Below are 20054 nucleotides of genomic sequence, written 5' to 3'. Positions count from 1 at the left end.
GTCAGACCACATAGCTTTTCCTTACTTTTTATTCTTCTTCGTTCCTATTCTTTCAATGGTGCGGTGAACCGTAGGGCGACTAACAGAATATTTTTTAGCTAAAGCTGAAATCGAGTCACCATTTAACTTGTCTTTATATAATTCTTTCGCTTGTTTGTCAGATAAAGCTGGCAATCTTCCCATATGTTTGCCTTTAGCCTTAGCTTCTTCACGGCCTTCTGCTGTTCTTGCTTTTATCAAATCTCGCTCAAGTTGAGCGAATACTCCACACAGGTTAATCATAGCGGTGGAAAACGGATTATCATTCTTTGTATTGAGTGAACCGTCAATAATGTTTAAACAAGCACCTTTATTATGGATGCTTTCAATAGACTCAAGAATAGATTTTAACGACCGTCCCAAACGGTCGAGGCGAGTAACAATAACTTCGTCACCTTCTCTAATAAAATCTATTAGCTCTTTTAATTTTTCTTCATTTCTAACTGAAGCACCTGACTGCTTTCCTTGAAAAACCTTTTCACAACCAAAGTCAGTCAACTTTGACAGTTGAGCTGCTAAATCTTGTTCATGAGTTGATACTCGTGCAAAACCAACTTTCATATGTACGAAACCTATAACTTTCGTACACCTTACCAACTAAGTGTACGAAAGTCTACAAAAGCACTTTCGTTCATGAACGAAAATTAATAGGTACATTCGTACACTTAATATACTTAAAATGGTTTATATGAAAATTAAATTACTTTTAACACACCGCGATACATTTGCATCTGACAATGAAATTCATGCTCTCCCGGTGATAAGTTCGATAAGGTAATTTGAGTAATTTCATTTAATTTGAGCTGCTCGCTTATCTCCAATGATGGAATAAGCATTGTTTCAGCGCAGGGGGATTGATCTTTGCGCATAAACTTCAAGGTGACAGGTTGGCTAGCAGACACCTGAATTGAAGATGGGGAATACACGCCATCTTTCACTTCAATTAACACTTCACTGTTTTGCACAATTGTTTTGTTAGGCTTGTACAGCCAAAACCACCAAACGATCAGCGCGATTAACATTAAGCCTAATAAGTTAATTATCATCATCGTGCTTCTCCTTAATGCTATTTTGCTTTAAACAAGCGAAGTCGATTTGCATTTGACACTACGGTCAATGACGAAAACGCCATTGCAGCACCTGCAATTACAGGGCTAAGCAGAATGCCAAAGAAGGGATATAGAATCCCCGCAGCAAAAGGAATCCCAGCTACGTTATAGACAAACGCGCCAAACAAGTTTTGTTTGATATTTCGTAAAGTGGCTTTGCTTACCGCTATGGCATCAGCAAGGCCGTGAAGTGAGCCACGCATCAGGGTAATATCAGAACTTTCGATTGCTACATCAGTCCCTGTGCCTACTGCGAAACCAACATCGGCTAATGCAAGTGCAGGCGCATCGTTAATGCCATCTCCTGTCATACCAACAGTTTCGCCGTTGTCTTGTAGCTCATTAACCTTGTTGGCTTTGTCTTCTGGCAGCACTTCAGCAAAAAACTCACTAATACCCGCTTTTTTGGCAACAGCGGCGGCGGTTTCCTTGTTATCGCCCGTTAACATGATGACGCGAATCCCATTGGTCTGAAGCCGTTTAATCGCGGAAATTGAGTCTGACTTAATAGGATCTGCAACAGCAATAATTGCTGCCAGCTCGCCATTAACAGCAAAATACATAGGTGTTTTGGCTTCTTTTGCTAAAGACTGCGCTTGTTCAACAAAGCCAGTAAGGTCAATACCTTTTAACTTCATTAGTTTATCGTTTCCGAAAAGCAGGGCTTTATTATTGCAGCTTGCTTCTACACCAAAACCCGTAATAGCGTTAAACGATTCAATTTTTAGTAACTCAATATCCTGATCTAACGCACTTTCAACAATCGCTTGCGCTAAAGGATGCTCTGAGCCGCTTTCTAAACTTGCTGCAAGCTGTAGTACGTCTTTTTCGTCAGTAGCTTTTGCTAAAACAATATCGGTTACCTTAGGTGCCCCTTCAGTAATAGTGCCCGTTTTATCTAAAATCATGGCAGTGATTTTAGAGGCGGTTTGTAACGCTTCTCCGTTTCGAATAAGCACTCCGGCTTCTGCTGCTTTTCCTACTCCGACCATGACAGACATGGGCGTTGCCAAGCCCAAAGCACACGGGCATGCAATAATGAGTACGGTAGTTGCTGATACGATGGCAAAAACAATAGCAGGATCAGGACCAAAGTTAAGCCATGCTAGCGAACTTAATATAGAGATGATCATGACAACAGGAACGAAATACGCTGAAATAACATCGGCCAAGCGGCCAATCGGTGGTTTTGAATTTTGCGCTCGTTTCACCATATTGATGATTTGCGCAAGCGCCGTGTCTTTGCCTACGCGTGTCGCTTTAAACAAAATCATGCCTGACTTGTTTAACGTTCCTGCAACAACTTCATCTTCTTCGGCTTTTTCAACAGGCATAGGTTCGCCCGTAAGCATGGACTCATCAATAGAGGTGTGCCCTTCCAATACCACACCATCGACGGGAATTTTTTCACCCGGTTTTACCTTCACAATATCGTTAAGTAAAACCTGCTCGATACCAATCTGAACTTCTTTGTTGTCACGAACCACGGTTGCTGTTTTGGCTTGCAAGCCGATAAGACGTTTAATGGCCTCAGAGGTTTTGCCTCTGGCTTTTATTTCTAATGCTAGACCTAAATCAATTAAGCCAATGATCATGGCGGTAGCTTCAAAATAAACATGCCGTGCCATCAATGGAACGGCTTCAGGTGCAAACACGACAACCATCGAATACACCCAAGCTGTACCTGTTCCTAAAGCTATTAGAGTGTCCATATTAGCGGAGTGGTTTTTAAAGCTTTTCCAAGCACCAACATAAAAATGCTTACCTGAAAAATACATAACACCAAAAGTTAAAATGCCTACAACCAGCCAAGACATGCGTTCAAGGTTTGTTTCAACCGTCATTTCTCCAACCACAATGCTGTAGATCATCAAAGGAACGCCGAGTGAAAGGGCAATAAACGTATCGCGCATTAGCTTTTTGTAATATGCCCAATCCGCCGCCTCTTTCTCGTCAAGCGCATCTGTTGCTGAGCTATCATCAATTGGCTTCGCGTTATACCCCACAGACTCAACAGCTTTGATCAATTCTTCTGTCTTAGCTGCCCCAGAAACTGTTACAGTCCTATCAGCAAAATTCATTTCCGCACTGACTACACCAAGAGTTGCCTTTAACGCCACTTCAATTTTGCCTACACAGCTAGCACACCCAGCTCCTTCAATGATGAGCTGTTGGTTATGTGATACTTTCTCCAACGTATTCTCCTTACTTTTACACGAAGAGGATTGAGCTTTTGCCTGACAGCAACAGCCTGATTCGGTTTCTATATTTGTATTAGTAGTCACCATTTTTCCTCCTATGCCTTTTTAATTTGTTCAAAGTTTTCGATGAGATGACAAACCATGTTTGCAGTCGGTGCTTTGTCTTCCATTTCTTCCCATTGAGAAAGAGCTGAAGACATTTTTCCTCGAAGTGCCAACATTGCTTGAAACTGTTTTTCTGTTTCTTCAAGCCGCTCTTTGATCAGGCTTCTGACTAATGGGCACGCACTTTTACCATCTTCAGATTCATTAAGAATTTGCTTGATATCAGCAACGGAAAAACCAAGGTTTCTGGCACTTAAAATGAATTTAAGTCTCGATACCTCTTTATTCGAGTACGACTTGTAGCCGTTCACTGATTTAGCAGGTTTTAACAGTCCCAATCGCGTGTAATAGCGCACCGTATCAGCAGTCGTTCCAAGGCTTTTTGCCAGCTCTGTTACTTTCATATTTACTCCTTAGTTTTTCACCTAAGTTTGTACTCTCACCTACAGCTTAGACCTGTGTCTAAGACACAGGTCAAGCACTTTTATTTGTGATTTAAAATACAAAAGCAAAAAACTATTTTTTGGTGAAATGAGGGAATATCGGCCAAAATCGACAGTATTAACTACTGTAAATTGCAATAATTTGAGCATGTTCATCATGCCTCCCAAAAATATTGTGCTAATTGTTCAAAACAGTTGGTTATTTAAACCAATGAATATATCGTTCTATTTTTGATGGGAATGGCGAAAAAAAGACGCACTGATCCCATGATTAGCTAATAATAGGGGGACGATAAGGTAAGAGATGGATGCCAGAGGCTGGCGGGGGTATCCGTTGAAAAATTAAGTCTAAGTTAATATTGCTGCTACTTTCTTCTTCCTCTTGCACAAGATAGGCAGTTAAATGAAAGCTTGCACAAAAGCCACCTTCGCAGCATAGACAATCACCAGCTTTACATTTTTCACACTCTTCATCGGCATGATTGTGTTTAGAATCTTGCAAATTTTCAGTGTGATGGTGGGTATTGTCATGCATTGTTTGATGGTGCATATTTTTGCTTGGTTGCATAATATGCGTATCGGAAGAGTCCTTATGATGTTCTTCACAATTCATTGGTTTAGCAATAGCAAAGCCATGCTGCGTGAGCAACACAGTTATCATCACTATTTTAAACCATCTGAAAAGTTTAGACATTTTAATTCCTTCTATAGCACCATAACACTAACAGATTATCAAAACACTTTCATGACACAGGTCAACATTTGTACTTACAGCGATATATTTAGTCATTTAAAATTCTCCGTTGTTTGACTATTAAATTAGTGTGACCAATGAATGTGCTTGATTTTCCATTCACCGTTTTGCTTTTCGAGAACCATTGTTTCCATGCCTTGATAATCACGCTCTTTGCCTTTGTATGTACCTTGAGTGTGGCTACGTCAGGCAGATATAGCGGTGTTTCCAAGTACCGTCACTTGGTGTTCTAGTGTTTTGCTCTTCATAGAAGCGAGATATTTCATATCCGACAGCATATGGTGATGTGCATATTCATCAGCACTTCTTTCAACACGGCCACCCTCGTAGATGGTCACATCATCAGCCAACTGTACTCTTGCTAGATCCTTATTACCCGTTTCTAGTGCTTGATGAAATGCCAAAACAACTTTTGCGGCAGGGGTATCTATACCTTTAAACAAACCTTTGTCTTTGTTCTTATCACCATGAGCGTTTGCTACGAAACTAAACGTCATTAATAAAACGAGTAATATATTTATTGTTTTCATTTATATTTTCTCTTTTAAGTTTTAATTTGCAGGGCCAACAACACTAGTAAGCCCTGCCGTTACAGATAAAATGGCACAAGCGACTACCATTTCTATCGAGATAGATTTAGATAGTGCTTCTCTACCATCGCTATTTTTAAGTTGTGGGACGAGTTTTAACTTGTGCTTAGCTGCAATGCCCAATATCGAAGTGACGAGAGCTAATTTAAGCAACAGTGTTTGCCCATAGCTTGAACTAAAAAGCTCACCAACATTTCCGACTAATTGAAAAGCTAACCAAAGGCCAGCAATTAACAATAGACTCACCGCGATACTTGCTTGCCTTCCAAACTTGTCCATCAATGAGTAGAGCTGCTCATAGTCCTGTTCATGGCAAGCTTGTTTAAGTGGAAACAACGCTCCGAACCACCAAGCCATAACAAGCACATGGAGCATCAACAATACTTTTTCGAACACTTCTAGTTCAGATACATGACCGAACAAGCTAAAGGTGTAGGAAAGTAGTAAAAGGCTAAGCCCTAACAAGCTTTGTTTTATGTTGTTGCTCAGCGCAACAGATTTGAATTTAATGTGTGACGTAATCGCGAATATCGCTAGAACTAACCCAAGTCCTCTAAGTAAAGTTCCATCACCGATAGAAGAGTCCCAAATAATACCTAACATATCAGGTTCAAGTGCACCTTGAATGCCTTCTTCTACCATCGCACCAGTACTAGCGAAGAACCAAATGGCATTTGCAATCAAAGCGACGATTATAGAAGCCCTTATCCATTTTAGGTTCGCTATTGCCAAGTTATTATGAGGCTCACTTTGTTCAAAAACTTGCTTGAAAAATGTATAACCAGCAATGCAGGCAAAACCGACGTAAAATACAATTTTTGACAGTACAATGACTGTATTCCAGATATACATTTCCATAGCAATCACTCCATTAGATTAGTGAACCATAAAGCTAAAACTATCTTTCATTTTATGCCCATCTTTACCTAAGAAAGTAACATCAACAACATAGTTAGCAGGTGCAAGTTTCGGTAGCTTCCACGTAAATTCGGTATTGGTTTCTTTAGTAGGTTTGAAGCCAAATTTAATCTTTTTACCTTGCTTATCTTTCAATGTAATTTTGACTACACGAACCTCTTTGCTAAATGCCAACGTTAACTCTTCTGGAGTCTTCATTAACATTGCATTATCAGCAGGCACACTTTTTTCAAGATGAACATGCGCGAACACCGCACTACTAAAAACAATGCTGATTACGGTTAAAAATTTAATTAATATTTTCATATTTACCTCTATTTAAATTATGTATTAACGACTAAATTTGTCTTTGAAAATTTGATTACTGGGTATACCAACATCAGTAATTATTTGTTCCACTTCACTCATCATTGCTTCTGGGCCGCACAAGTAAAATTCTGTAGACAGGAATTTTACTTTCTGGCTCAAATGCGGCAGAAGTACTTGCTGTACATAACCAGAGTGCCCTTGCCATTGTTCTGAAGGGTTAGAAAGTGTAGGAATATAAGAAAAGTTTTTATGCTGCTCACTCAATAAGTTCAACTCATCACGGTACAGCAAATCATCTTCAGTTCGCGCACCATAGATGAGAGTCAAGTCACCTTCATCTTGGCGCTTTTTCAACTGTTCAAAAATGATAGCTCTGAGTGGGGCAAGTCCTGAGCCAGCGCCAATAAATATGCGAGGAACCTTTTTACCTGAAGTAGCATAAAAGTCAGAAAAAGGACCTTTTGCGATTATCGTTTCACCAACTTCGAGTGACCCTAAATAGCTTGAACCTATACCTGCTTTATAACCATCCTTAGCAGTTTGCCAGCGGATGTTGAAGGTTAGCTCATCTGTTTCTTGATCAAAGTTAACCAAGGAGTAATGGCGAGTTACGCCATCATGTGAAAACTTTCCATGAGAGTAACTTTCCCAATATTTTTCATAGTGCTCTGGCATATCATCTGGGCGTAAACTATTCATCCCTGCTGGCACGTTAAATTGCATATATGCACCAGCTTTAAATGCTAATTGTTTGCCTGATTTCACCTTAAACTTCACTTCCTTGATAAAAGGAGTAATGAAGTTAGTCGTAACCACAACTAGCTCATGATTTTCAATATTGAGATCCGTATTAACTTCAATTGAGCTAATTTCAGAGAATCTGTGCTGACATCCTAACCGATAGCCTTCCTTAAGCTGCTCATCTGATAAATGTTCCTGCTCAGAAAGTGTGATAGGTAATTGAGTTGAACTTAAGAACATGCATTTGCCACATGTACCGCCTCCACCACAACTTGACGGAAGGTAAACATGTGAACTAGCTAATCCTTCTAATACTGTTGAGTAACCAGTTGCTGAAATGTCAGTAATGGTATTTTCATTGGAAAAGGTCACAGCAACTTTTTGCTTATTGCTACCCCAAACAGGCTTTAGGAAACCGTTTTGATATTGCTGTATCAGCCAAGTTACGCCAGTAACTGAAAGTAATAGCGTTGAGAAAGCAAATGCAATGATCAACCAATGGTTAAACCCTCCAGAGTTGCCATAGTCCATAAAGTGAAGCTTCATCATCAGATCTTTCAATCTGAAATCATCATTGGCATGGCGAAGCACTTGGCCTGTAATACTATCTAAATAAATAGTTGTATTATTCTCATCCTCAACGACAACTTGCCACATAGGATTTTGTTGCCTTACGTGATCAGAAAATGGGGGCTGAGATAACACTGGTGTAGTTAGCTTGCCCTCACCTGAATAGGAGTTTTTTGCCAAAGTTAGTACTTGTTCTTCAGACAGGTTAAATGGCTTTCCTGTTAAAGCATCAAATAGCTTTGAGTGGCGTTCTTGGTAGCTATGCTGGCCCTTATCGAACACAAAATGATAGTAAGGCTGATGTAAAATCCATATAAGTTTTACTTCTTGAGGTGCTTCACTAGCAATGTCTTTAATAGGGATAAATCTAAAGTCTGTAATGTTACCTTCATGATGAGAATGAACTCTAAGCTCATTACCACTGGCTTTACTGTGATCCATCAAATTGAAGTAAAGGCCCGTTGCCAACCAAATAAGCAGTTGTAAACCAACAAATAAAGAAAGCCATTTGTGTAACGTTGTATTCAACTTAAATAGTCGCATCAAATGACTCCCTTTTTATTTGGGGAAAGCACTCGATAATAAGTCAATACTGCACCAGCAATAGCGGCCATTAGACCTAAAGTTGCAACTAAGAACAAAAACCAGTTAGATACGTTTTCACCATCATCGTAATCCATAATGTGAAAACGCCACATCCAATCGAACAAGCGCCAGTAATCATGACGCTTGGCAACAAGTGCGCCTGTTTGTTGACTTATATAAAATGTTGGTGTGGCGAATTGGTCAAAAGTTACTCTCCAAACGGGTAAGTGTCTTGGAGATAACTCAGCAGGCATATCTTTGACTGATTGAATCAGCCTTATGCCGTCGATTTCATGATTCATTGCATAGTGGTATTGCGCGATTTTTTCAGCTTTGATTTCATCAACAAGGGCCTGAACAGCCCCGGTTTTAACATCAATTGCTACTTTCCCCTGTTCTCCATTAATAAAAGAATACAAAGGGTCGCCCATACTTTGAGTAAGTGTGACTTGACTAGCTTGAGGATAATCCGCAGCTAGCTTTGCAATGGAGTAATCCACACTAGCTAAATCAATTTTGGCTTCCTCACTCTTAGCCAAGGTTTCACCGTGTATATAGTGAATATCCATAGTCACCATATACACACCAGTAATAGACCAGAACAGAAATTGCATTCCGACAAATGCCATAAACCATTTGTGGTACTTCCTAACTCTGCTAAGCATTATTCTTTAGCTCCGCGTTAGAAAGCTCTTTATTAAAGGCATTTACTTCAGGCTTTTTAACGATTGAATAAATGGCTGGAAGCACAATTAGTGTTAACAAAACAGCACTTGTCATTCCGCCTACCATAGGTGCTGCAATACGACTCATTACCTCAGAGCCTGTACCTGTACCATATAAAATAGGCATTAAACCGATAATGATTGTGGCAACCGTCATCATTACTGGGCGGACACGTAAGCCAGCACCGTGTAATAATGCATCTTGGTAAGCATCATCTGAAATACGTTCTGCTCGCTCTTCGGCTTTTTCCTTCAGCTCAGCAAGCGCTTGATTAAGATAGACCAGCATTATCACGCCAATCTCAACCGCAACACCAGCCAGCGCAATAAAGCCAACACCAACGGCTACTGAGAAATTAAACCCTTCCAGATACATCAACCATAAGCCACCTATCATTGCCATTGGCAAGGTAACGATAATGATAGCCACTTCGCTAAACGCTCTGAAGTTTAAGTAAAGTAGAATAACAATAATGGCGAGTGTTAAAGGCAATACATAGGTGAGCTTTTCTTTCGCTCTTTCCATATATTCGTATTGCCCAGCCCAAGTAATTGAATAACCTGCTGGTAGTTTTAGATTATTAGCCAAGTGTATTTTTGCACTTTCAACATAAGTACCTACGTCAACACCGTCTATATCGATAAACGTCCAGCCATTTAAACGAGCATTTTCACTCTTAATTCCCGGCGGACCGTTCTCAACTCGAATATCTGCGACATCACCTAGTGCAATGCGTTGACCACTTGGTGTTACAACAGGTAATCGTGATAGCTGCTCAGGAGAGTCTCGATAGTCTTGCGGATAGCGTAAGTTAACAGGGTAACGCTCTTGACCTTCTACCGTTTGGGTAACGTTCATACCACCAATAGCTGTAGAAACCACTTGTTGAACATCTTCGATGTTTAACCCAAAGCGACTTGCCTTATCGCGTGAAATATCAACCTTGATATATCGTCCACCTGCAACTCGCTCTGAGTAAACTGATGCTGTGCCTGTAACTTCGGGTAAAATTTGCTCTATTTGTTGGCCGATTTCCTGAATCACATCAAGCTCTGGTCCGGCGACTTTAATACCCACAGGCGTTTTTATGCCTGTTGCTAACATGTCGATTCGGGTCTTGATTGGCATAACCCAAGCATTCGTTAAGCCCGGAAACTTAACCAATTTATCAAACTCAGCTTTTAACGATTCTGTTGTAACTCCCTCACGCCACTCTTCTTGAGGCTTCAACTGAATAAAGGTTTCAATCATGGTTAAAGGTGCAGGATCGGTTGCAGTTTCAGCTCTTCCTACTTTACCAAACACTGTTTCAACTTCTGGCACAGTGCGAATAAGCTTGTCTGTTTGCTGCAATATCTCCCTTGCTTTACCAATTGAAATACCGGGGTAGGTAGTAGGCATATACATGAGATCGCCTTCATCCAATGGCGGAATGAATTCACTACCAATTTTATCTACAGGCCAAAAGCCAACGATAGTCACTAATATTGCTGCTACTATTGTCGATTTTGGAAACTTCATGACTTGCTTTAAAACAGGCATGTAGATAGCAATCAATAATCGGTTTAACGGGTTTTTCTTTTCAGAAACAACTTTGCCTCGAATAAAGTAGCCCATCAAAACAGGCACCAATGTGATCGCCAAACCTGCTGATGCCGCCATTGCATAGGTTTTTGTATAGGCGAGCGGAGAGAACATTCTTCCTTCTTGCGCTTCCAAGATAAATACAGGTAAGAATGAGACTGTAATGATCAGTAAGCTAAAAAATAGTGCAGGGCCTACTTCACTCGCAGCCTTAGCAACAATTTGCCAGCGATTTTCATCTGTTAGTGGTGTTTTCTCCATATGCTTGTGCATATTTTCAATCATCACTATTGCACCATCAGTCATCGCACCAATCGCAATAGCGATACCGCCTAAAGACATAATGTTGGCATTGATGCCTTGCATATACATGATAATGAACGACACCAAGATACCTAATGGCAGAGTAACAACTGCCACAATAGATGAGCGAAGATGAAATAGGAAAGCCACACAGACAATAGCAACGACTGCAAGCTCCTCTAGCAACTTGCTCCAAAGATTATCAACAGCACGATCTATTAACTTCGATCTGTCATAAACAGGGACAATCTCCACCCCCTCTGGTAGAGAAGATTTAAGCGATTCAAGTTTTTCTTTTACCCCGTTTATGGTTTGTTGAGCGTTTTCACCAAAGCGCATAACGACAACACCACCAACAACTTCGCCTTCACCATTTAGCTCTGCGATACCACGGCGCATTTGAGGCCCTAAATTAACGGTAGCAACATCACCAATACGCAATGGCGTGCCTTGTTCGTTAATACCAAGTGGAATTTTCTCAATGTCTCCAACTGATTGAATATACCCCGTAGCAGTAACCATATACTCAGCTTCCGCCATTTCCACAACAGATGCGCCCGTTTCTTTATTGCCTCGTTTAAGTGCCATTTGGATATGACTTAACGGCACGTTATAAGCTCTGAGCTTGTCGGGATCGACTTGTACCTGATATTGCTTAACCATACCGCCAACGGCGGAAACCTCAGACACGCCCGGAACAGTTTGCAATTCATACTTTAAAAACCAGTCTTGAATACTTCTTAATTGGCTTAGATCATGGTTTCCTGACTTATCTGTTAAAGCGTAAATGTATACCCAACCCACACCTGTCGCATCAGGTCCTAATTGTGGTTTTGCCGAATCAGGCAGGCTTGATGCTACTTGGCTTAAGTATTCAAGTACTCTGCTTCTAGCCCAATACAAATCAGTATCATCATCAAAAATGATATAGACGTAGGAATCACCAAAAAATGAGTAACCACGAACAGTTTGCGCTCCCGGTACTGACAACATGGCTGTAGTAAGGGGAAACGTCACTTGATCTTGCACTACTTGTGGTGCCTGTCCCGGATAGCTCGTCTTAATTATCACCTGCACATCAGAAAGATCGGGGAGTGCATCTACTGGCGTTTTTTGTAATGAATACAAACCACCAAACGCGATAATTAAGGTAATCAACAAAACAAAGAAACGATTGCCGATAGACCATCTAATAATTGATTCAATCATTATTTTTCTCCCACTTAATGATTAGAATGATCAACAGCAGCTTTATTTTCCTTGCCGTGTTGTTCATCTGATTCAAGAGAAATGTCAGTGATAACTAAGTCATCTCTAACCTCAAAAGTGAAAGTGACATTATCACCGACATTGAAATCAACCATTTCTATATTGTCCGCGATGATAAAATCCATCGTCGCAGCAGGTCTATCCCATTTCTCTATTGGGCCTCTGCTAATATTTAGAATCCGTGTATCAATATCAATCGCATTGATCAAACCAGATACTGTTGCTGATGATACTTCAGGCTCACTCATGATATGAATTCCAGTAATTTCATATCCACCGTCTTCGGTTTTGCTCACTTCAAAGTGCAAAGATTGACCTGACTTTAATGAGTCAATATCGACTTTTTCAGCCACAGTAAAATCCATAACCATTTCAGGCCAATCCCAAGCTTCAGCAGGGCCATGTGAAATATTAACCATGCGGTGCCCAGCCATAACACTATTAACATCACCTTGCATCCAAACAGAGTTAGGCACTTCGTCATGAGTCATTCGTTTAAAGTCAGAGCTTTTACTTGATTCAGAATCAATCAAGAATTGAGCTGATGTCACCACAACATCATCTTCATTAAGACCCTCTAAGATTTCGATACTATCGAGATCAACTCGGCCAATCGTCACTTCGATAGACTTAAATTGCCCATCACCTAACGCAAGTACTACTCTGTCCTGTTTACCTGTTCTAATAACGGCTTCTTTAGGCACGAGGATGGTGCTATCAGCTTGATTAGCGTGAATAGAGACTTGTGCAAACATATTTGGTTTTAATTGATAGTCTGTGTTATCAAATTTCAATCTCACTCGGAGTGTGCGTGTTTTACTGTTCAATGTTGGATAAACATAATCAACGACACCAGCCCAGTCCTCACCGGGTAAATAATCCAGTGTCATTGATACAGGAAGTCCTTTTTTAATTAAGGCTGCGTCACGTTCAAACACTTCTGCTTCAACCCAAACTTGATCTAGCTGGCCAATGCTTAATAAGGTGTTTCCCGGCTTTACATAAAAACCTTCTCTAACCTTCAAACCATCGACAACACCTGCTTGTGGTGAATAAAAGGTAATTGTTTGCTGAACCTTTCGTGTTTGCTCTAATTCTTTAATAAAGTCTGCTGAAAGCTGTAACGCTTTTAGGCGATCTTTGGCTGCTAAAATTAAAGAACTATTGTTGCGCTTTAACGCTATTAACAGCTCTTCCTGAGCATTAACTAACTGAGGAGAATATAGTGTATAAAGAGGCTGCCCTTTCTCTACAGGGTTACCTGCTGCTTTGATGTAAAGTTTATCAATCCAGCCATCAACCCGTGGGTGGATATGAATTAGCTTATCTTCATCATATTGAACGTAACCTACCGTTGAGATTTCAGTATGCATATTTTTCAGTTCAACAGGTGCAGTGCGAACCCCAAGGTTATTCACTACATGAGGCGCAATTTTTACTGCTCCGGGGCCAAAGTCATCACCAGATGATCCTTCCTCATACACAGGAATTAAATCCATCCCCATAGGCGACTTACCGGGCTTGTCCCGGCGGTAATTAGAATCCATCGGTGCAACCCAATACAGCGGTTGTTTCTCTGCTGATGTAGCTTCATCAGTATCACTGTTTGAGCCTGCACCTTGATATAAGCTCAATGCTCCTGCACCTAGTGCTGCCCCAATAATGACGGCAATAATTGTTTTCGTATTCGTTGACATTATTTTTCTCCAAATTGCTTATTGGATAAGTGCTGATTAGTTTTGTGCGAAGTGTGCAATGGCTTATGTTCAGCATTTGATTTAGATTGAGAATGCGCAAAGAAATAGTTGATGCGAGTAACTGTTTTAAGTGCATCAACATCAATTCTTAAAGCTGATATTCTGGTATTTAATTCGGCAATTCTTGCTCGAACAACTTCGGCAAAATCGCCATCATCATTGGTGTAAGCCGTCAAAGACGCTTCCGCTTGGTCATGAGTTTGTTTAAGGAGTTGTTCTTGATAGATAGATTGTCTATCAGATAAACGCTTAAGCTGTCTAAGCTCCTTTTCCACCGCACTGATCATTTGCTTTGTCAGCAATAGTTTCTCGGTTTTAACAGCCTCTGAATCTGCAATAGAAGCTGCAACTTGCTTATCTTGTCTGTTCTCGGTAAACAACGGTAAATCAAACGTTACACCAACAGAAAATAAATCAGCTCGGCTATCACCAGAAGGCATATTGTCACGATAGGCATAGCTCGCATTAACACCCCATTGCGGCTCATATTTCTGTTTAGCTAATTCAACACCTTTTTCTAAAGATTTGCGTTTTACATCAATTGCAAGTATGGCTGGATGATTAGCAAGAGCCTGAGCCAATAGATTTCTTGAGTAATTAGATGCTTTTAGGACTGTTGGATTATTCAATTGAATCGAAGGCAATTCTTTTGAGACGCTAAACTCTAGTGGTTGCGCGTCAAAGTTGAATGATTCATTCAATCGGTCAGCATCGTAAATATGAAGCCACTCATTAAGGCGAGCGATTGTCGTTTCTAGTTTCTGCTTTTGCGAAGTTAATCTGTCATCTAACTGCACTATTTCCAATTGAGCACGAATAACATCTTGCTGTCTAGTTTTACCAACAACGTTTGAATAGCTAGCTTTAGCCACTTCCGCCATCTGCTCAAAGAGAGACCAATCATCTTCAATCAATTTAATAGTTTTCTGGGCTAAGTAAGCATCTAACCAAAGTTGTGACACTTGGCTTTTCAACTTAGCTTTACGATCCTCTCGTAGCAGTGGAAATTTCGTGGACTCAATTTGTAACTGATCTTGCTTGATCTCTAGACTGTCGCCTCTCGGAAACATTTGAGAGACGCCAACCTTTAGCTGAGTCATTCCTTCCTGATCTAAATCCCAAGTATCTGTTGGTAAATTCATTATCCCTAGCGATACTTTCGGATCAGGCAAAGTACCTGAAGCAATACTTCTATTTTCAACTGCACTTTGTTTCAATCGGCTACCATGAAGCCAAGGATCATTTTGCTGAGCTAAGGTGATAGCTTGTTCAAGCGACACTACTTTCTCAGCTTGAGCTGAGAATACAGATAAGCCGAGTATTAATGCAGTTGAAAGTGAAGTAAGGTTTGAAGAGTTCAATTTCATTAGAATTGCTCCTCGTATGTCTTAACTTTTGCATAGACTTTGCTCGTTCCATCTTTAAATAGAATTAACACGTTGTATGGCATAAAGCGGTCATCGACTTCCATACCGGGAGAGCCAACTGGCATTGCTGGAACTGAAAGCCCAATCGCATTGGGATGTTCTTCTGATAAGAACTGCTGAATAAATTTAGCAGGTATATGACCTTCAAAGGCAAATCCATTTCTACTCACTGCCGTGTGGCATGAACGGTAATTAGGTTTGATACCATACTTAGTTTTGATGTTGCCGATGTTTCGGAAATCTTTGGAATGCGCAACGATCCCTTTGTCTTCAATATGAGTTATCCATTTTTTACAACACCCACAAGTAGGGGTTTTATAAACGATTAACTCCAAAGGTGTTACGTCGTTATTGTGTGCATGGTTATGTTCGTTGGCGTTTGCAAACGCAGGTGAAAGCAGCATTACTACTGCTATTTTTAAATACTTATTGATCATTTTTGCCCCCAGACATCGCTGGAAAATATCTATAGCGCTACGACGCTATATTGACTAACAGAAAAATTAATTACATGTGCGCGAAATTTGGACGCACTAATCCTGTATTAGGCAAAAATTGGTGGACGATAAAGGGAAGTGGAAATTGAATGAGGTTGTTTAGATTGCAGAGCAGCTACAGATTCACTGAATATTTGAATATCTGTCGAATCAATACTGGAATTTAGGACTGTCGTAGATGAGCAAGCATTTGCAGGACAAATACATTCAACGTCACAACAATCTTCTGATTGACCATTACTGCTTTTATTCATATCCCCATGATTCATTCCTTCATGATGACTCATTTTGGAATGATCCATGTTCATGTGTGATTCGTGAGAACCTGATGACATTTCACAAGACATAGCAGTATAAGCCAATGCTTGCCCAACAAAGGCAATCAGCATAGCTACAACAACTAAGACTTTTGAAAGTGGTTTAAACATAAAGTTCTCTTACAAATACACAACTCCAATACTAATGTAAATTTTCGACTAAGTAAATTGATACTGTGTAAACATTTATGAATATTTGATTATCGTCAGTTTTTTCAAAGGGGTACATGTAGCATTCATAATCTCATTTGACGGTTAGTAGTCAAAAGTTATACCAGTGCACATGGTTGATACATCTCTAATTCTGACTCGTTTATCTTGTAAATGCATATACATCCCCGTCAAAGGTATTGATATACAGCGAAGGAGTATGCTCGCTTATTGATAAACAATACGTCCTTAATGACATTAATTTAATGTCTCATAGACTCAAAATGGTCACGTTAGGTGCTCACGATACTAGCGACAAATCTGTATTGTTAGTTGAGAGAGTTTGTCGGGGAACTCAAATCTGTTCGTGTGGGTAAGAAAATAACTATTAATTAGCCTGTATCAATAATCAAGGTGAGTTAAAAAAGAGTCTTTTATACATCACTTTAGCTATCTAATGACTTAATTATCCCACACCCTTCAATGGTATTATCAGAATTACACGTACTAGCCATTTGTTGTAATTCGTTTTTTAAGGCTTTTAATTCTTTCATGCGTTTATTTACCAAAGCTAATTGTTGCGCAATCAGCGCATTTACACTTGAGCAACTTTCCTCTGGTTTATTTTTTAGGTCGATAAGACGTTTAATATCTATAAGAGAGATATCGAGACTGCGACAATGTTTTACGAATTCTAATTGCTTCAAAGCGGTAACGTCATACAACCTGAAGTTACCTTCTGTACGCTCTGGATCAGAAAGTAATCCTTCTTTTTCATAGAATCTAATAGTTTGTATAGAACAACCGGATGTTTTCGATAATTCACCTATTTTCATAATATTTCCTTTTTAAACTTGACTCTATAGTTACTATAGGTTTTACACTTGAATTATACAAGTAAGGCGGAGTTAAAAAATGAGCGGTTGTGGCTGTGAAGTAGAATTAAAAGATGACCAACAAAAAACAGTGCTTTATTGGCTTTTAGCTATAAATGCCACGATGTTTGTATTTGAAATTGGTTTAGGTTGGTTATCTGAATCAACCGCATTAATTGCTGATTCGTTAGATATGCTAGCTGATGCTATCGTCTATGCCATTGCCTTATATGCCGTGGGGAAGTCAATCCAACATAAAGCTAATGCAGCATTAGTTAGTGGTTATTTCCAATTGGGGTTAGGGGTTCTAATTTTTCTCGATATAGCTAGACGAATAGTTGGAGAAAGTGAGCCTCATTCTTGGTTTATGATTGGAGTTGGTTCTGTGGCTTTAATCGCTAATGTCATTTGTTTGATGCTTATACGAAAACACAACAATGATGAAGTGCATATGAGGGCTAGCTGGATATTTTCAGCTAATGATGTGATCGCAAACCTTGGTGTCGTATTCGCTGGCATACTTGTCATGGTGCTAGAACAACGCTGGCCTGATATTGTTATTGCTAGCATCATTTCAATGTTAATTCTTCGAGGCGCTTACATGATATTAACGGATGCCAAACAAGAATTAGTATCGGCTCAATATACATCTGAAGTATCAGATAAAAAATAAACCTGCTGCAATTCAAGGTAAGGAAGCTCTTATGAATCAAGAATATCTTAAAAAAACTGAGATAGTCAATTTTGAACACCCCACTATCCAATCATTAATAACAGAGCGAAAATGGCATGAGCTTGATGACTACAACAAGATTGGCACTGCTTATCAGTTTGTAAAAGACGAAATACTATTTGGCTATAACGAAAGCGACGATATTTCCGCAAGTGAAGTTTTATCTGACGGATACGGGCAATGCAACACTAAGGGCAACCTTTTAATGGCCTTATTACGTGGATTAGGAATTCAGTGCCGATTTCACGGGTTTACAATAGATCAGCAATTACAAAAAGGAGCTATTCCTACCTATGTCTTTTGGTTAGCGCCCAAATACATTATTCACAGTTGGGTTGAAGTTTACTTTGAAGGACGTTGGATCAATTTAGAGGGCTTTATTTTAGATAATCAATATCTCACTTCAATACAGCAAAAGTTTAATCAAATAAAAGACAATTTCTGTGGTTATGGTGTTGCAACAAAATGTTTTTCATCACCAGATACAGATTGGCGCGGAACCGACACATATATTCAAAAAGAAGGGATTCACGACGACTTTGGATTTTATAATTCCCCTGATGAGTTTTACCTTGAAAAAGGCACTAATTTGTCTGGAGTCAAACGCTGGATGTATCAAAAAGTGATCCGCCACCTAATAAATTTCAATGTCACTAATCTAAGAAAAAATAAAGCGCTGGAGGTACAAAATGCATAGTCATAGTCATAGTCATAGTCATAGTCATAGTCATAGTCATAGTCATCAACATGGAACAGACGACAGAATTGGTTGGGCATTTTTTCTGAATGTTACCTTTACGATCATCGAATTTATTGGTGGTTGGCTCACCAACAGTACCGCTATTATGGCTGATGCGGTGCATGACTTAGGAGATAGTTTATCGATTGGCTTTGCATGGATATTAAGTCGTTTTTCAAACAAAGCAGCGCCAGATAAATACAGCTATGGTTACCGCCGACTTACACTGTTCGGGGCATTGGTAAATGGCGTTGTGTTAGTAATTGGCTCAATTTGGGTGTTGTTTGAAGCAATTCCAAGGTTATCTAACCCTGAAATGCCTGTGGTTGAAGGAATGTTAGGGCTTGCGATACTCGGTGTTGCCGTCAATGGATATGCCGTATTCAAATTAAAAGCTGGTGAAACTTTAAATGAAAAAGTACTAACTTGGCATTTACTAGAAGATGTTTTCGGTTGGGTCGCTGTTCTAATTGTTTCAATTGTATTGTTATTTGTAGAACTGCCAATACTAGACCCACTGCTATCAATTGGTTTTACATTATTTATCTTATTTAATGTTTTCAGAAATCTAAAATCTACACTTGTTTTGTTTCTTCAAGCCGCACCAGATGAAGAAACTCAACAAAATATCAAACAAACTTTAATTCAATTACCTGAAGTTAATGGGGTTCATCACATGCACTTTTGGTCGTTAGACGGAGAAAGTCATGTACTAACAGCTCATTTGGAGTTATCTAAAAACTCAAGTGTGAATGAACTCGTGGCATTAAAACAAACTATCGCAATTGAACTTTCAGAATATCATTTGTCTCATACAACCATTGAGTTTGAGTTTCCCAAAGAAACTTGCAGAGATGAGCATGAAAAAGAAACATAGAGCTAGTCTCAACTGTCGCTTCTTGTTATAGTTTTATCTCACAATTTTATGGGTGTCTATTTTGAATTTCACTGTTGCTTTAAGGATAATATTAGTTCTTTCGATTGTTCTACAATCGATAAGCTCTATTGCGTCTGCAACTTCTGAGAATCATCAAATCGATGTAGAGCACCTGCAAACTCAACATGACCATAAAGTTGATCGCGATATTTTAAATGAAAACGCTGATGATGAACCTCATGATATCAAGGATTGTCATCATTGTGGTCATTGTAGCGGCAGCCACTTATCTTGGATATTAATTAGCAATTCAAATAGTGCAACAAAGTTATATAACAACAACCTAATACCTTATCAATTCGATCAAACAAAAGAATTTTTAGACGCTATATTACGCCCTCCTATTTCTTAAATTTCTAAATTTATATCCGTCCAT

At 39.5% G+C, this 20054-nt stretch carries 19 protein-coding genes and 1 pseudogene; 4 read left to right on the top strand and 16 right to left on the bottom strand.

Translation table 11 applies throughout. The annotated features are described in order from the left end of the window. Nucleotides 1–21 precede the first annotated feature (21 nt). From ACZ1GV_RS02775 to cadR, 16 genes and pseudogenes are all read right to left on the bottom strand, one after another. Entirely contained in the window at nucleotides 22–600 is a 579-nt protein-coding gene (locus ACZ1GV_RS02775) for a recombinase family protein (RefSeq protein ID WP_210560099.1), read from the bottom strand. A 134-nt stretch (nucleotides 601–734) separates the two neighbouring features. Further along, a complete protein-coding gene (locus tag ACZ1GV_RS02770; protein ID WP_210560100.1) occupies nucleotides 735–1088 on the bottom strand; it encodes a cupredoxin domain-containing protein in 354 nt (117 codons plus the stop codon). 17 nt (nucleotides 1089–1105) lie between these two features. Further along, complete coding sequence (locus ACZ1GV_RS02765; protein WP_472675132.1) at nucleotides 1106–3343, bottom strand: heavy metal translocating P-type ATPase; 2238 nt, start codon at nucleotides 3341–3343, stop codon at nucleotides 1106–1108. A gap of 101 nt (nucleotides 3344–3444) precedes the next feature. After that, nucleotides 3445–3858 carry a MerR family transcriptional regulator gene (locus ACZ1GV_RS02760; RefSeq protein ID WP_138522053.1) on the bottom strand — a complete coding sequence of 138 codons (414 nt, stop codon included), beginning with the start codon at nucleotides 3856–3858 and terminating at the stop codon, nucleotides 3445–3447. 310 nt (nucleotides 3859–4168) lie between these two features. Beyond that, a complete protein-coding gene (locus ACZ1GV_RS02755) occupies nucleotides 4169–4591 on the bottom strand; it encodes a hypothetical protein (protein ID WP_210560102.1) in 423 nt (140 codons plus the stop codon). A gap of 125 nt (nucleotides 4592–4716) precedes the next feature. Continuing rightward, nucleotides 4717–5181 (bottom strand): annotated as a pseudogene (locus tag ACZ1GV_RS02750) (YybH family protein). 21 nt (nucleotides 5182–5202) lie between these two features. Then, nucleotides 5203–6099, bottom strand: coding sequence for a copper resistance D family protein (locus ACZ1GV_RS02745; protein WP_210560104.1), 897 nt, complete (start codon nucleotides 6097–6099; stop codon nucleotides 5203–5205). Between the two features lie 18 nt (nucleotides 6100–6117). Next, nucleotides 6118–6465, bottom strand: a complete 348-nt coding sequence (locus ACZ1GV_RS02740; protein ID WP_210560105.1) for a copper resistance CopC family protein — start codon at nucleotides 6463–6465, stop codon at nucleotides 6118–6120. A 24-nt stretch (nucleotides 6466–6489) separates the two neighbouring features. After that, nucleotides 6490–8322, bottom strand: coding sequence for a 2Fe-2S iron-sulfur cluster-binding protein (locus ACZ1GV_RS02735; protein WP_210560106.1), 1833 nt, complete (start codon nucleotides 8320–8322; stop codon nucleotides 6490–6492). Next, entirely contained in the window at nucleotides 8322–9029 is a 708-nt protein-coding gene (locus ACZ1GV_RS02730; RefSeq protein ID WP_210560107.1) for a PepSY domain-containing protein, read from the bottom strand. Before ACZ1GV_RS02730 ends, ACZ1GV_RS02735 begins: the two co-directional genes overlap by 1 nt. Beyond that, complete coding sequence (locus ACZ1GV_RS02725; protein ID WP_472675131.1) at nucleotides 9022–12186, bottom strand: efflux RND transporter permease subunit; 3165 nt, start codon at nucleotides 12184–12186, stop codon at nucleotides 9022–9024. The genes ACZ1GV_RS02730 and ACZ1GV_RS02725 overlap by 8 nt, the downstream gene beginning before the upstream one ends. Nucleotides 12187–12200: 14 nt before the next feature. Then, a complete protein-coding gene (locus ACZ1GV_RS02720; RefSeq protein ID WP_472675130.1) occupies nucleotides 12201–13943 on the bottom strand; it encodes an efflux RND transporter periplasmic adaptor subunit in 1743 nt (580 codons plus the stop codon). Next, nucleotides 13943–15370, bottom strand: coding sequence for a TolC family protein (locus tag ACZ1GV_RS02715; RefSeq protein ID WP_058405788.1), 1428 nt, complete (start codon nucleotides 15368–15370; stop codon nucleotides 13943–13945). The genes ACZ1GV_RS02720 and ACZ1GV_RS02715 overlap by 1 nt, the downstream gene beginning before the upstream one ends. Next, nucleotides 15370–15867 (bottom strand): DUF411 domain-containing protein, encoded by a 498-nt coding sequence (locus tag ACZ1GV_RS02710; protein ID WP_004589252.1) that lies wholly within the window; start codon nucleotides 15865–15867, stop codon nucleotides 15370–15372. The genes ACZ1GV_RS02715 and ACZ1GV_RS02710 overlap by 1 nt, the downstream gene beginning before the upstream one ends. A 107-nt stretch (nucleotides 15868–15974) precedes the next feature. Beyond that, complete coding sequence (locus ACZ1GV_RS02705; protein WP_058405787.1) at nucleotides 15975–16355, bottom strand: hypothetical protein; 381 nt, start codon at nucleotides 16353–16355, stop codon at nucleotides 15975–15977. Nucleotides 16356–16840: 485 nt separating this feature from the next. Continuing rightward, nucleotides 16841–17230, bottom strand: coding sequence for a Cd(II)/Pb(II)-responsive transcriptional regulator (gene cadR / locus ACZ1GV_RS02700; protein ID WP_064435657.1), 390 nt, complete (start codon nucleotides 17228–17230; stop codon nucleotides 16841–16843). 79 nt (nucleotides 17231–17309) lie between these two features. On the opposite strand from cadR, the gene ACZ1GV_RS02695 reads away from it, so the two are divergent. The 4 genes from ACZ1GV_RS02695 to ACZ1GV_RS02680 all read left to right on the top strand — a co-directional run bounded on the left by ACZ1GV_RS02695 (nucleotide 17310) and on the right by ACZ1GV_RS02680 (nucleotide 20030). Beyond that, nucleotides 17310–17942 carry a cation efflux transmembrane domain-containing protein gene (locus ACZ1GV_RS02695; protein WP_064435656.1) on the top strand — a complete coding sequence of 211 codons (633 nt, stop codon included), beginning with the start codon at nucleotides 17310–17312 and terminating at the stop codon, nucleotides 17940–17942. Nucleotides 17943–17973: 31 nt separating this feature from the next. Continuing rightward, nucleotides 17974–18699 (top strand): transglutaminase-like domain-containing protein, encoded by a 726-nt coding sequence (locus tag ACZ1GV_RS02690; RefSeq protein WP_472675129.1) that lies wholly within the window; start codon nucleotides 17974–17976, stop codon nucleotides 18697–18699. Next, nucleotides 18692–19618: a cation diffusion facilitator family transporter gene (locus tag ACZ1GV_RS02685; protein WP_472675128.1), complete on the top strand. Its 927-nt coding sequence runs from the start codon at nucleotides 18692–18694 to the stop codon at nucleotides 19616–19618. The genes ACZ1GV_RS02690 and ACZ1GV_RS02685 overlap by 8 nt, the downstream gene beginning before the upstream one ends. Before the next feature lie 61 nt (nucleotides 19619–19679). Then, nucleotides 19680–20030 (top strand): hypothetical protein, encoded by a 351-nt coding sequence (locus ACZ1GV_RS02680; protein WP_064435653.1) that lies wholly within the window; start codon nucleotides 19680–19682, stop codon nucleotides 20028–20030. Nucleotides 20031–20054: the final 24 nt, after the last annotated feature.

The organism is Psychrosphaera sp. HA2-10, assembly GCF_055693745.1.
This window is presented reverse-complemented; position numbering and strand designations above follow the sequence as displayed.

Coding starts and splice junctions, on each gene's coding strand:
- ACZ1GV_RS02690 (WP_472675129.1), top strand. CDS start 17,974: ATGAATCAAGAATATCTTAAAAAAACTGAGATAGTCAATTTTGAACAC.
- ACZ1GV_RS02775 (WP_210560099.1), bottom strand. CDS start 600: ATGAAAGTTGGTTTTGCACGAGTATCAACTCATGAACAAGATTTAGCA.
- ACZ1GV_RS02735 (WP_210560106.1), bottom strand. CDS start 8,322: ATGCGACTATTTAAGTTGAATACAACGTTACACAAATGGCTTTCTTTA.
- ACZ1GV_RS02710 (WP_004589252.1), bottom strand. CDS start 15,867: ATGATCAATAAGTATTTAAAAATAGCAGTAGTAATGCTGCTTTCACCT.
- ACZ1GV_RS02695 (WP_064435656.1), top strand. CDS start 17,310: ATGAGCGGTTGTGGCTGTGAAGTAGAATTAAAAGATGACCAACAAAAA.
- ACZ1GV_RS02770 (WP_210560100.1), bottom strand. CDS start 1,088: ATGATGATAATTAACTTATTAGGCTTAATGTTAATCGCGCTGATCGTT.
- cadR (WP_064435657.1), bottom strand. CDS start 17,230: ATGAAAATAGGTGAATTATCGAAAACATCCGGTTGTTCTATACAAACT.
- ACZ1GV_RS02755 (WP_210560102.1), bottom strand. CDS start 4,591: ATGTCTAAACTTTTCAGATGGTTTAAAATAGTGATGATAACTGTGTTG.
- ACZ1GV_RS02725 (WP_472675131.1), bottom strand. CDS start 12,186: ATGATTGAATCAATTATTAGATGGTCTATCGGCAATCGTTTCTTTGTT.
- ACZ1GV_RS02720 (WP_472675130.1), bottom strand. CDS start 13,943: ATGTCAACGAATACGAAAACAATTATTGCCGTCATTATTGGGGCAGCA.
- ACZ1GV_RS02715 (WP_058405788.1), bottom strand. CDS start 15,370: ATGAAATTGAACTCTTCAAACCTTACTTCACTTTCAACTGCATTAATA.
- ACZ1GV_RS02760 (WP_138522053.1), bottom strand. CDS start 3,858: ATGAAAGTAACAGAGCTGGCAAAAAGCCTTGGAACGACTGCTGATACG.
- ACZ1GV_RS02705 (WP_058405787.1), bottom strand. CDS start 16,355: ATGTTTAAACCACTTTCAAAAGTCTTAGTTGTTGTAGCTATGCTGATT.
- ACZ1GV_RS02740 (WP_210560105.1), bottom strand. CDS start 6,465: ATGAAAATATTAATTAAATTTTTAACCGTAATCAGCATTGTTTTTAGT.
- ACZ1GV_RS02745 (WP_210560104.1), bottom strand. CDS start 6,099: ATGGAAATGTATATCTGGAATACAGTCATTGTACTGTCAAAAATTGTA.
- ACZ1GV_RS02730 (WP_210560107.1), bottom strand. CDS start 9,029: ATGCTTAGCAGAGTTAGGAAGTACCACAAATGGTTTATGGCATTTGTC.
- ACZ1GV_RS02685 (WP_472675128.1), top strand. CDS start 18,692: ATGCATAGTCATAGTCATAGTCATAGTCATAGTCATAGTCATAGTCAT.